General features: G+C 72.5%; 10 protein-coding genes. 5 read left to right on the top strand and 5 right to left on the bottom strand.

Translation table 11 applies throughout. The features are described from left to right. The first annotated feature begins 11 nt into the window (after positions 1-11). Both ttcA and H149_RS0101515 read left to right on the top strand, forming a co-directional pair. The gene (gene ttcA / locus H149_RS0101510) at positions 12-884 is read left to right on the top strand and encodes a tRNA 2-thiocytidine(32) synthetase TtcA (RefSeq protein ID WP_020647957.1); all 873 of its coding nucleotides are present in this window, start codon (positions 12-14) and stop codon (positions 882-884) included. Beyond that, a complete protein-coding gene (locus tag H149_RS0101515; RefSeq protein ID WP_020647958.1) occupies positions 881-1,933 on the top strand; it encodes a TraB/GumN family protein in 1,053 nt (350 codons plus the stop codon). The genes ttcA and H149_RS0101515 overlap by 4 nt, the downstream gene beginning before the upstream one ends. A 16-nt stretch (positions 1,934-1,949) precedes the next feature. Here H149_RS0101515 and H149_RS0101520 read toward each other — a convergent pair whose 3' ends face one another. From H149_RS0101520 to H149_RS19300, 3 genes are all read right to left on the bottom strand, one after another. Continuing rightward, a complete protein-coding gene (locus H149_RS0101520) occupies positions 1,950-2,924 on the bottom strand; it encodes a DMT family transporter (protein ID WP_020647959.1) in 975 nt (324 codons plus the stop codon). Positions 2,925-2,986: 62 nt separating this feature from the next. Beyond that, positions 2,987-3,835: an AraC family transcriptional regulator gene (locus H149_RS0101525; protein ID WP_020647960.1), complete on the bottom strand. Its 849-nt coding sequence runs from the start codon at positions 3,833-3,835 to the stop codon at positions 2,987-2,989. An 8-nt stretch (positions 3,836-3,843) separates the two neighbouring features. Continuing rightward, positions 3,844-4,659: a glutathione S-transferase family protein gene (locus H149_RS19300; RefSeq protein ID WP_020647961.1), complete on the bottom strand. Its 816-nt coding sequence runs from the start codon at positions 4,657-4,659 to the stop codon at positions 3,844-3,846. A 127-nt stretch (positions 4,660-4,786) separates the two neighbouring features. Between H149_RS19300 and H149_RS0101535 the strand changes: the two genes are divergently transcribed. Next, the gene (locus H149_RS0101535; RefSeq protein WP_154654585.1) at positions 4,787-6,523 is read left to right on the top strand and encodes an autotransporter assembly complex protein TamA; all 1,737 of its coding nucleotides are present in this window, start codon (positions 4,787-4,789) and stop codon (positions 6,521-6,523) included. Further along, a complete protein-coding gene (locus H149_RS0101540; protein WP_020647963.1) occupies positions 6,520-9,909 on the top strand; it encodes a translocation/assembly module TamB domain-containing protein in 3,390 nt (1,129 codons plus the stop codon). Before H149_RS0101535 ends, H149_RS0101540 begins: the two co-directional genes overlap by 4 nt. 12 nt (positions 9,910-9,921) lie before the next feature. Here H149_RS0101540 and H149_RS23020 read toward each other — a convergent pair whose 3' ends face one another. Next, positions 9,922-10,092 carry a hypothetical protein gene (locus H149_RS23020; protein WP_020647964.1) on the bottom strand — a complete coding sequence of 57 codons (171 nt, stop codon included), beginning with the start codon at positions 10,090-10,092 and terminating at the stop codon, positions 9,922-9,924. Between the two features lie 148 nt (positions 10,093-10,240). Here H149_RS23020 and H149_RS0101550 point away from each other — a divergent pair, with 148 nt between their 5' ends. Beyond that, the gene (locus H149_RS0101550) at positions 10,241-11,701 is read left to right on the top strand and encodes an aminotransferase-like domain-containing protein (protein WP_020647965.1); all 1,461 of its coding nucleotides are present in this window, start codon (positions 10,241-10,243) and stop codon (positions 11,699-11,701) included. Between the two features lie 14 nt (positions 11,702-11,715). Here the strand turns inward: H149_RS0101550 and H149_RS0101555 are convergent, their stop codons facing one another. After that, positions 11,716-12,390: an alpha/beta hydrolase gene (locus tag H149_RS0101555; protein WP_020647966.1), complete on the bottom strand. Its 675-nt coding sequence runs from the start codon at positions 12,388-12,390 to the stop codon at positions 11,716-11,718. Positions 12,391-12,400 lie beyond the last annotated feature (10 nt).

The following is a 12,400-nucleotide window of genomic DNA, read 5'->3' on the forward strand; positions in this document are numbered from 1 at the left end:
CGAGTTGCACGATGTCCGCCGTTGCCGATGACGTCCCTGCCGGCGTCGCCCCGCCCGAAGACAAGCGCGAGCAGAACAAGCTCGCCAAGCGCCTGCGCCGCCAGGTCGGCCAGGCGATCATGGACTACAACATGATCGTCGACGGCGATCGCGTGATGGTCTGCCTGTCGGGCGGCAAGGACAGCTACACGATGCTCGACGTCCTGCTGCAGCTGCAGGCCAAGGCGCCGGTCAAGTTCTCGATCACCGCGGTCAACCTCGACCAGAAGCAGCCGGGCTTTCCCGAGCACGTGCTGCCGGAATACCTGAAGTCGATCGGCGTCGACTGGCACATCATCGAGCAGGACACGTACTCGGTCGTCAAGCGCGTGATCCCGGAAGGCAAGACCATGTGCTCGCTATGCTCGCGGCTGCGCCGCGGCGCGCTGTACAGCTACGCCGCCGAGCACGGCTACACCAAGATCGCGCTCGGCCATCACAAGGACGACATCGTCGCGACCTTCTTCCTCAACCTGTTCCACGGCGGCAAGCTCGCGGCGATGCCGCCGAAGCTGCAGTCCGACGACGGCCGCAACGTGCTGATCCGGCCGCTCGCGTACTGCCGTGAGCGCGACATCGCCGAGTACGCCACGCGCAAGGGCTTCCCGATCATCCCGTGCAATCTGTGCGGCTCGCAGGAGCAATTGCAGCGCAAGCAGGTGCGCCGGATGATGGACGCCTGGGAAAAGGAACATCCGGCCCGTATCGAGCAAGTGTTCGCCTCGCTGACCAATGTCGCGCCTTCGCAGCTCGCCGACCCGAAGCTGTTCGACTTCGCCGGTCTCGGCGGCGACACGGCGGTGCGCACCGACTGGCTGATGCCCGGCGCGGACGCCGCCCCATGATGCGCAGCCTGCTGCCGATCGGCGCGTCACACGCCAGCCCCCGTCGCCTCGCCGGCCGCGGGGGCTTTTTGCTGGCCGGCCTGGTCGCGCTCGCGCTGCTCGGCGCCGCCGCGCCGGCACCGGCCGCCGCACCGGCTGCACCGGCGCCGGCTGCGGCCCCGCCGGCACCGGCCGCCACGGCGGCGGTCGCGGCGGCGCCGTTCCTGTGGGAAGTGCGCGGCCGCGGTGCGACGCACTACCTGCTCGGCTCGGTGCACCTGCTGCCGCAGGCCGCGCATCCGCTGCCGAAGGCGCTGGAGGATGCCTACGCGCGCGCCGACACCCTGGTGTTCGAAAGCGACCTCGGCGCGCTCGACGCGCCGGAGATGCAGAAGGATCTGCTCGCCGCCGCGCGCGTCGATGGCGGTCTGGCCGCCGAGATCCCGAAGGCGCTGTACGAGCGCGTGCAGGCGCGCGCCCGCGCCTACGAGCTGCCGGCCAACGTCTGCGATCCCTACGCCGCCTGGTTCTGCGCGCTGACCTTCGACGTCTTCAGCTTCCGCGAACAGGGCTTCGACGCCGCGCTCGGGCTCGATCAGACCTTCTACCAGCGCGCCGTCGACGACAACAAGACGGTCGAGTGGTTCGAAGCGCCGCGCGAACACCTGCGCCTGTTCTCCGGCATGGGCGCGCCGATGGGACGCGAGTTCCTCGCCGCGACGCTCGACGAAGCCGACGATCCCGCCGAGCAGCCCGAGGCACTGTTCAAGGCCTGGCAGAGCGGCGACGTCGCTTTCGTCGAAACCCTGGTCGTCGAGATGCGCCGCGATTTCCCGGATCTCTACGAGCGCCTGCTCGCCGCGCGCAACCGCGCCTGGCTGCCGGGCCTCGCCGCGCGCCTCGAAGGCGGCGCACCGCAGCTGGTGGTGGTCGGCGCCGCCCATCTGGTCGGCGCCGACGGCCTGCTGGCGGCGCTGCGCGCGCGCGGCTTCGCGGTGCGCGCCTACGGCGCGCCGGCGGCGGAACCGGAGCCCGCGGCCGCGCCGCCGCCGCCGCCGCGCAGCCCCTGAGCGCCGCGCCGCGACTTCAGGCGCCGGTCACCGGCCCGGCGGCCGGCAGCGCGCGCGGCTGGATGCGCGTCGCCCACAGCACGCCGGCGACCAGCAGCGCGACGCCGAGCAGGGTCAGCGCCGGCGGCCACTGGCCGCGCAGCAGATAGGCGTAGGCGAGCGCCGCCAGCGTCTCGAACACGATCAGCTGGCCGGCGAGCGCGGTCGGCAGGCGCTGGCTGGCGGCGTTCCAGCACAGCGTGCCGAGCCAGGAGGCGCACAGGCCGATGGTCACCATCATGGCGACGAAGAACCACGGCCGCGGCCCGAACGGCATCTCGAAACCGGCGCGCAGCTGCGGCATCGCCAGCCACAGCAGCGCGTAGCCGGCGAGCGCCAGCGGCAGCGTCGCCAGGCCCTGCGCGGTCGCCCAGCCGCGCGGGCTGCGGTCCGGATGACGGCGCAGCCAGTCGGCGTTGCGCAGCGGGTACCAGGTCCAGCAGGCGACCGAAACCAGCGCCAGCAGGGCGCCGCTGGCGTAGCGCAGCAGATCGGCCCCGGGCGCGGCGCGCAGCGCCTCCCACTCGGCGCGATTGACGCAGGCGATGCCGGCCGACAGCAGCAGCAGCGACGGCGCCAGCTGCGCCCACGGCAGCTGGCCGTCGCGATGCGCGTCGCGCAGGTTGGCGGCGATCGCGATGACCACCGGCAGCGTGCCGATGATCATCGTCGGCAGCGGTGCGCCGGCACGCTGGATCGCCGCGGCCAGGCACGAGTAATAGAGCAGGTTGCCGATCGCGGTCAGCTTGAGCGCCTCGATCCAGTCGGCGCGCGTCAGCCGGCGCAGCGTCGCGCGGTCGAACCAGGCGAGGCCGAGCGCCAGCGTGCCGAACGCCAGATAGCGGCCGACCGACAGCAGCACCGGCGGGTATTCGGCCAGCAGCACGGGGTTGATGAACACCAGCCCCCACATCAGGCCGGCGGCGAGCGCGTAAAGGGTTCCGATCCACATGGCGCGCGCAGTCTAGGCGCCGCGCCGGCCGCGGTCTTGTCGCAAATTGCGGTCGGTACGGATCAGCCGCGCAGCTGGCGCCGGTAGTCGCCGGGGGTGACGCCGTAGCGGCGCAGGAAGGCGCGCGTCAGATGCGCCTGATCGGCGAGGCCGCAGGCGGCGGCGACCGCGGCCGGCGCCTGGCCGGCGGCGAGCCGGCGCTTGGCCGCCGCCAGGCGCAGCGCCATCAGCATCTGCTGCGGCGTGACGCCGTGGCGGGCGCGGAACGCACGCAGGAAGTGGAACGGGCTCAGGTCGGCGAGCGCGGCCAGCTCGTCGAGCGTCAGGCGCCGGTCGAGGTGGGCGTGCAGATAGTCGATGACGGCGCCGAAGCGCGGCGCCGCCGCCGTCGTTGCCGGCCGCGCGACGCGTGCGTGCGGGCGCAGCTGCGCGCACAGGCCGTGCAGCAGGCTGTCGAAGGCGAGCGGCTCGCGCGCCCGCCACAGCCCGTCGAGCAGCGCGGTCAGCCGGCCGGCCGCGGCGCGGTCCTCGCGCACCGCATCCGCGAACCACCAGCCGGTTTCGCCGCTGACGCGTTCGACGACCTCGCGTTCGAGATAGATCATGCGGTAGCGCCAGCCGTCCTCGCTGCCGGCGCGGCCGGTATGCAGCTCGTCGGGATTCATCAGCACCAGCGAGCCGGGCGGCGCCAGATGCTCGCCGCCGCGATAGCGGAAGCGCTCGACGCCGGTCTCGATCGCACCGATGCCGTAGGCCTCGTGCGCATGCGGCTCGAAGGCATGGCGGACGATGTGCGCGCGGTACAGCTCGATGCCGGCGCGGTGCGCCGGGCGGCGGAACTCGGCGCGGTCGGGGCGATGCTCGAACGCGTCCGGTACGCCCTGCGGGCGCGGAGCGGCGGCGCCGGCCACGGCCCGGCTCAGTCGCTCGGCAGCTGGAACGAACGCACTTTCGGCAGCTCCGGCCGTGGCGCGGCCTTGGCGGCTTTGCCGGCCCTGGCGGGCTCGGCGGCCGGCTCCGAAGCCGGCTCCGGTGCCGCCGCGACTTCGGCGGCGGCGAGTTCCAGCGGCACTTCCTGGGTGCGTTCGAGCGGCGAGCCGGCGTCGGGCGCTTCCAGTGTCGCCGCCTCCAGCCACTGCTGCACGGCCGGGTGCAGGATCACGCTGTGCATGTAGTCGCGCTCGGCGCCGTCGAGCGGGACGTCGTAGATGAAGAAGCGCACCGCGACCGGCGCGTACATGGCGTCGACGATGCCGAACTTGCCGAACAGCCATTCACCGTCGTGGCCGTGCTCGCGGCGCGTCTCGCGCCAGATCTGGCGCACGCGCGCGATGTCGGCCTCGGCGGCGGCCGAGATCGTCGTGCGCTCCGGCTCGCGGCAGGCGTTGAACGGCAGCTCGCGGCGCAGGTCGGCGAAGCCGGCGTGCATCTCGTGAGCGATCGAGCGCGCCAGCGCCCGCGCCGCCGGCAGCAGCGGCCAGGCGCGCGGCAGGGCGAAGGTCTCGGCCAGGTATTCGCAGATCGCCAGCGATTCCCAGACGCGGATGTCGCCGTGCACCAGCACCGGCACGCGGCCGCTCGGCGAGTGCGCGAGCAGGCGCGAGCGGGTCTCGGGCGTGTCGAGCGGGATCACGATCTCGCTGAACGGCAGCTCGTGGTGCTGCATCAGCAGCCAGGGCCGCAGGGACCACGACGACAGCCTCTTGCTGCCGACGTACAACGTCATCGGGTTCATTCGGACATCCTCGGCGAATCGGCTCGCGGGCACCCGGCGCGCGGCGCGCAGTTTTGTCCGGGGTGCGGATGGATAATACTGCCAGCCCGTCCCGTCCTGCCGTGATCGGAACCACCGTCCGCCGCCCGTGTCGCCCGTCCGCGCCGTTCTCTGCTGCCTGTTGCTGATGCCGCTGGCGGCGAGGGCCGACATCGAGGTCGAGGTGCGTGGCGTCGGCGGCGAGATGAAGAGCAACGCCGAGGCCTACCTGACGATCCGCGACGAGGCGCGCCGCAAGGATCTCGACCAGGCCGCCGTCGAGCATCTGAACCGCCAGGCCGGCCCCGAACTGCGCGAATCGCTGCGTCCGTTCGGCTACTACAACCCGTTCATCGACATGCGCCTGGAAGGCGCGGCGCCGGACTGGCGGGCGACCTACATCATCGATCCGGGGCCGCGCACCACGCTCGCCGCGGTCGACATCGAGATCGCCGGCGAGGGCGCCGGCGACTTCGCCGAGGAGGAGCGGCGCATGCGCCGGCGTCTGGCCGCGGGCCAGCCGCTGCTGCACAGCGACTACGACGAGGCCAAGGCCGTGCTGTCGAGCGCCGCCTACGCCAAGGGCTACCTCGACGCGCATTACGTGCTGTCGGAGCTGCGCGTGAAACCGTCCGACAACAGCGCCGAGGCGGTGCTGCACTTCGAGACCGGCCCGCAGTACCGCTTCGGCGAGTTCACGGTCGTGCAGCAGGAAGCGCGCCCGCTCGACGACGCCTTCTTGCGCCGCTACGTGCCGATCCGGCCGGGCGCCGTCTACGATCCGCAGCAGCTGCTCGACACGCAGTTCGCGCTCGGCGACCTCGGCTACTTCGACAGCGTCGAGATCGTGCCCGACCGCGAAGCGGCGGTCGATCATCGCGTGCCGATCATCATCCACACCCTGCCGCGCAAGACGCAGCGCTACGACTTCGGCCTCGGCTACGGCACCGACACCGGGCCGCGCGGTTCGGTCGGCGCCGACTTCCGGCGTCTCAACGACAGCGGCCACACCCTGCATCTCGAAACGCAGGTCTCGGCGATCAAGGAACAGGCGCTCGCCGAATACCGCATCCCGGTCGGCAACAAGGCCGGCGAGCTGTTCTCGATCACCGGCAACATCAGCCAGCAGGACTACGACGCCGGCACCAGTTACCTGCGCGGCATCGGCATCGCGCTGGCGCGCGCGCCCGGCAAGCTGCAGCGCCGCTACTACCTGAAGTACCTGCACGAGAACTCGAATCTCGGCGCCGACGACGCCGTGGTCGCCGACCTGCTGATGCCGGGCCTGACGCTCAACCGCGCCGATCTCGACGACAGCATCTACACGCGCCAGGGCTGGTCGCTGTTCGCCGACGTGCACGGCGCCGCCCACAACGTCGCTTCGACCGTCAGCTTCGTGCAGGCGCACGCGATCGCCAAGGCCGCCTGGCCGCTGCTGCGCCGTTCGCGCCTGCTGCTGCGCTACGAGTACGGCGCCAACTGGGTCGAGGATTTCGGGCGGCTGCCGGCCTCGCAGCGCTTCTTCGCCGGCGGCGACGAGTCGGTGCGCGGCTACGGCTATCAGTCGCTCGGCCCCGAGAACGCCGCCGGCCAGGTCATCGGCGGCAACTTCCTGACGACTTTCAGCGTCGAGTTCGAGACCGCCGTCTACGGCAACTGGGGCGTCGCCGCGTTCGGCGACGGCGGCGGCGTCGCCAACGACGTCGCCCCGGATCTGCACTACGGCGTCGGCGCCGGCCTGCGCTATCGCTCGCCGGTCGGTTCGGTCCGCATCGACCTCGCCCACCCGCTCGATCGCAACGAATCGCCGGTGCGTCTGCACTTCGGCGTGAGGATCGGCCTGTGAGCGCGGCCCTGCGGCACGGCCTGTGGCTGGCGCTGGCGGTCGTGCGCGCCGCGCTCGGCATCGCCCTGGCGCTGCTGCTCGGCACGCTGGTGTTCGTGCTGTTCACCGCGCCGGGCGCGACGCTCGGCCTGCGCATCGCCGAGCGCCTGAGCGGCGGCATGATTCACGCGGAGGGCGTCGACGGCAGCGCCTGGGGGCCGCTGAAGCTGGCGCGGCTGACGATCACGCTCGACAGCGTCGACATCGACATCCGCGACGCCGAGCTCGACGCCGACCTGCTGCAGTTCGCGCGCCGTCGCCTCGACGTCGAACGCCTGCGCGCGGCCAGCGTCGAGATCACCGTCAAGCCGGCGCCCGCGGCGGCGGCGCCGGCACCGGGCGCGGATCAGGGCGCGATCACGCGGCTGCCGTTCGCGCTGGCGGTGCACGACGCGGCGGTCGGCCGGCTGCGCATCGTCGCCGGCGGCACGCCGATCGAGATCGACGACATCGCGCTGATCGGCAGCTGGATCGACGAGCGCGTCGTGCTCCAGCACCTCGCCGCGACCACGCCCTGGGTCGGCCGCGCGCGTCTCGACGGCGCCGCGACCCTGCATCCGGACGCCGTCGAGCTGCAGCCGCTGCACGCGCAGGGCTTCGCGGTCGCGCGGCTCGAAGGCCGCTTCGGCTACGGCAGCGACGGCGACCTGCGCCTGCAGTGGCAGAAGATCGGCTGGCCGCCGGCCGGCGCCGCCACCGGCGGCGAACTCGCCAGCGCCGGCGGTCAGGCGCACTGGCGCGGCCGCCTCGACGATTACGCCTTCGATCTCGACGGCGCGCTGAGCCTGCCGCGCCTGCCGCTCAAGCTCAGCGCCAGCGGCACCGGCTCGCTCGACGCCGTGCACCTCGCCAGACTCGACGCGCAGGCGCTCGGCGGCGAGCTGCACGCCCGCGCCGACGTCGACTGGCGCGACGGCCTGCGCATCGACGGCAGCGGCCGTTTCGCCGGCCTGCATCCGGAGCGCTATCTCGATGCGCTGCCGGGCCTCGTCAACGGCAGCTTCGAGGCGCATACCGAGATCGCCGACGGCCGGCCCGACGTGCGTTTCGCGGCGCGGCTCGAACGCTCGACGCTGCGCGGCTATCCGCTGGCCGCCGAAGCGCGCGGACGTTACGCCGGCGAGGTGCTGAGCTTCGAGACGCTGAAGGCGCAGAGCGGCAGCGTCAGGCTGGACGCGCACGGCCAGCTGCTGCCGACGCTGGACGCGCAGGCTGCCGTCGACGCGCAGCGCCTCGAGGACGCCTGGCCGGGGCTCGCCGGCAGCCTGCACGCGCGCGTGCAGGCGCGCGGCGCCCTGCCGCTGCCGCACGTGGTCGCCGATGCGCGGGCCGCGGGTCTGCGCTACGGCGGCCTGCGCGTCGACGGTGCGACGCTGAAGGCCGATGTCGATCCGGCGCGGCAGCTCGATCTCGATCTGGCGCTGCAGGACGGTGACGTCGGCGTGCCGCTGCACGCGGCGAGTCTGGCGATCCACGGGCCGGCGGCGGCGCACGACATCGTCGTGCGCGCCGACACCGGGCAGGGCACGGTCGAACTCGCCGCGCACGGCGCGCTCGATGCCAAACGGCCGGCCTGGCGCGGCGAGATCCGCAGCGGCCATCTCGCGCCGCTGGAACTCGCCGCCTGGACGCTGCAGCAGCCGGTGGCGCTCAGTGCCGACGCCGGCGACGTGCTGCTCGAACCGATGTGCTGGAACAGCGGCGGCGCGCGCGCCTGCATCGCCGTCAAGCGCAACGGCCGCATCCGCCGCATCGACTTCGGCCTGTCCGACTTCGCGCTCGCCTATCTGCAGCCGCTGCTCGGCGGCGCCACGATCGACGTCGTGCTGCAGGCCAGCGGCCTGGCCGAGATCGGCCCGCAGGGCCTGCTCGACCTGCGCCTCGACGCCGCCACCGGCGCCGGCCACTGGCAGCTCGGCGGCCTGCCGCCGATCGAGCTGAAGCCGGCGCGCCTGCGCCTCGACGACGACGGCGCCGCCGGCACCCGGCTCGAACTCGATCTGCCGTTCGCGGCCGGCGCCGTGCGCGGCAAGGCGCTGCTGGCGCCGGCAGCGGTGTTCACCGCGCGACCGCTGAGCGGCACGCTCGACATCGACATGCCGGATCTGTCCTGGCTGCGTCTGGTCAGCGCCGAGATCAACCGCGCCGCCGGCCGCGCCGAGGGCCACTTCGCGCTCGCCGGCACGCTCGCCGATCCGCGCCTGCAGGGCCACGCCGAGCTGCGCGACGGCGAACTCGATCTGGTCACGCCGGGCATCTCGATCCGCCAGATCGGCCTGCGTGCCGACGCCGCCGGCGACGGCAATGTGCGCCTCGACGGCGAGGCCAGCTCGGACGGCGGCGTGGTGCGCGTCAGCGGTGACATCAATCCGCGCATCGATCCGCTGAAGTTCGATCTGCGCGCCCGCGGCGAAAACTTCCAGGCGCTGAAGACCAGCGACGCGCGCCTGTGGGTGTCGCCGGATCTGCACGCCACGCTCGGCGAGCGGCGCCTGGTCGTCACCGGCACGGTGCTGGTGCCGCGCGCGCAGATCACGCCGAAGTCGCTCGGTGACGGCAGCGTGTCGGCCAGTGCCGATGAAGTCATGGTCGGCGACGATCCGGGCGCGCAGCAGCGCCGCGACCTGCGCATCAGCGCCGACGTCACGCTCAAGCTCGGCGACGACGTGCACTTCGAGGGCTTCGGTTTGAAATCACAGCTCAAGGGCACGGTGCAGGCGCTCGAAGAGCCGGGCGTGACGACGCGCGCGCGCGGCGAGATCAGCCTCGTCGACGGCCACTACAAGGCCTACGGCCAGGACCTGACGATCGAGACCGGCAAGCTGATCTTCAGCGGCGGGCCGGTCGCCGAGCCGGCGCTGGAGGTGCGCGCCACGCGCAAGCCGACCGACGAGATCACCGTCGGTCTCTATGTGCGCGGCACGCTGAAGAAGCCGGACTTCAAGCTGTTCTCGACGCCGACCCTGCCGCAGCAGCAGCAGCTCGCCTGGCTGGTGCTCGGCAAGCCGCTGACCGACACCACCAGCACCGACCAGAAGCAGATGGTCGGCAGCGCCGCGACCTCGCTCGGCCTGGTCGGCGGCGAATGGCTGGCGCAGCAGCTCGGCTCGAAGATCGGCATCGACCAGATCAGCGTCGGCGCCAAGCCCGGCCAGACCAACGATCAGGCGATGTTCACGGTCGGCAAGTATCTGACGCCGAAGCTGTTCATCAGCTACGGCATCGGCCTGTTCCTGCCCGGCCACACCTTCCGCCTGCAGTACGACATCGGCCGCGGCTTCAAGGTCCGTACCGAAACCGGCATCGAGTCCGGCGGCGACGTGATCTACACCTTCGAGCGCAAGTAGCGGCGCGCGCGCTCAGCGCGCCAGCAGCGCATGGACGATGCCGGCACCGCCGAGCGCGATCGCGGCGAGCGCCAGCGCGAAGGCCAGGCGCTCGGCGGCACCGGGCCGGCGGACGGCACCGGCGGCGGCGCGGCCGCGACCGGTCTCGGACTTCTTCAGGGCGTGCAGCGGGGCGGTGCTCATGGCGCATCTCCGGAATCGGCGCCCGGCCCATTCTGCGCATCGCGGCGAGCAATAACAGATACATGATCGGCGCTTTCAAAAGATACAGAGCGAGCACAGAATGCGCGCAGATCCGCGCAGCGAGCGCGGTGCCAGCGGGAAACGAGCGATGGATGACGTACAGAACGGCGCGCTTGCGATCGACGTCCGCGAGCCGCACTACGCGGCCGTCGCGCAGCAGCTGCTCGCCCAGATCGGCAGCGGCGGGCTGCGCCCGGGCGATCGCCTGCCGTCGGTGCGCGAGCTGGCGCGGCAGACCGGCCGCAGCATCACCACCGTGCTGCGCGCCTACGAGCACCTCGAAGCGCTCGGCGCAATCGGCTCGCGGCCGCGCTCCGGCTACTTCGTCAGCGCCGCGCCCAAGGCCCGGCCGCTGCCGCAGACGCTGCAGGCGCCGAGCGGGCCGCCGAGCCTGATCTCCGGCGAGCTGGTCGCCGATTTCCTGCAGGCACGCATCGGCGGGCCGCTGCGTTTCGGCGATTCGGTGCCGGAGCCTTCGCTGCTGCCGGTCGCCAGCCTCAACCGCGTTGCCCGCCAGCTGCTGCGCGACGAGCCCGAGCTGGCGATCCCGTACCAGATGTCGCCCGGCTACCAGCGCCTGCGCGAGCAGCTCGCCGGGCGCCTCGCGGCGCTGGGCGCCGAGGTCGCGGCCGAGGACGTCGTCATCACCACCGGCGGCATGGAGGCGATCAACCTCTGCCTGCGCGCGCTGACCCGCGCCGGCGACACGCTGCTGATGGAGGCGCCGACTTTTTACGGCCTGCTGCAGGCCGCCGAGGAGCACGGCCTGCGCGTCGTCGAGCTGCCCAACGATCCGCTCACCGGCATCGATCCCGACGACCTGCGCCGCGCCGTCGGCCGGCACCGCATCGCCGCCGCGCTGTTCGTGCAGAACTTCAACAATCCGACCGGCAGCCTGATGCCGGACGAGGCCAAGCGCGAGGTGGTGCGCACGCTCAACGCCGCCGGCATTCCGCTGATCGAGGACGACGTCTACGGCGAGCTCGGCTTCGTCGCCGGCCGCGCGACGCCGCTGAAGGTCTACGACGAGGCCGATCTGGTGCTGCATTGCGGCTCGTTCAGCAAGACGCTGTCACCGGGTTTTCGCGTCGGCGCGATCGCCAGCCGCCGCTACGCGCGCGAACTGACGCGGCGCAAGTTCACGCTGTCCTGCGCGACCGCCTCGCTGCCGCAGATGATCGTCAGCCGCTACCTCGAAACCGGCGGCTACGAGCGCCACCTGCGCGGCCTGCGCGCCAGCCTCGCGCGCTCGATCGCGCGCATCTCGGAGGCCGTGCTGCAGGCTTTTCCGGACGGCACCAGCGTGTCGCGGCCGCAGGGCGGCTTCGTGTTGTGGATCGAGCTGCCGGGCACGGTCGACGCGGTGCAGATGTTCCGCCGCGCGGCGCAGGCCGGCATCGCGATCCGGCCCGGCACGCTGTTCTCGGCGAGCGCGCAGTACGCGCATCACATCCGCCTGAACTGCGCGATGCCGTGGAGCGCGACGGTGGCCGCCGGCATCGCCACGCTCGGCCGCATCGCGCACGCGCTGGCCGCCGGGCGCGGCTGAGCGCGGACGCCGCGCTAGAGCAGCCGCTCGCGCAGGAAGGCGCCGATGTCGGCGATTTCTTCCTCGCAGACCTCGTGCGCCATCGTGTAGCGGCGCCAGATCACCTCGTAGCCGCGCTCGGCGAGGCCCTGCGCGGTGCTCTCGCCCCAGGCGTAGGGCACGATCGGGTCGTGGCGGCCGTGGGCGATGAAGATCGGCATCTGCCGGCCGGCCGGCGTGGCCTCGGCTTCGAGGCACTCGTGCAGCGGCAGGTAGCAGGACAGCGCGACCAGGCCGGCGAGCGGCGTTGCGAGGCGCAGGCCGGTGTGCAGGGTGATCGCGCCGCCCTGCGAGAAGCCGGCGAGCACGATGCGTGACGGCGGGATGCCGGCCGCGACCTGACCGGCGATGTAGGCGCGTACGACCGCTTCCGAGGCGCGGATGCCGTCGGCGTCCTGCTTCTGCGCGACCGACAGACCGGCGATGTCGTACCAGGCGCGCATCGGCAGGCCGCCGCTCAGCGTCACCGGGCGCACCGGCGCGTGCGGGAACACGAAGCGGATGCCGGCGTCGCGCGGCAGGTCCAGCTCCGGGATGATCGGCACGAAGTCGTTGCCGTCGGCGCCGAGTCCGTGCAGCCAGATCACGGCGGCGCGCGCGCTGCGTTCCGGCTCGAGGATCACTTCGCTGGCGTGGTGCTGGGCGCGCATGTGACGGATT

Origin of the sequence: Solimonas variicoloris DSM 15731 (genome assembly GCF_000382285.1) — a bacterium.
GTDB classification, from domain to species: domain Bacteria; phylum Pseudomonadota; class Gammaproteobacteria; order Nevskiales; family Nevskiaceae; genus Solimonas; species Solimonas variicoloris.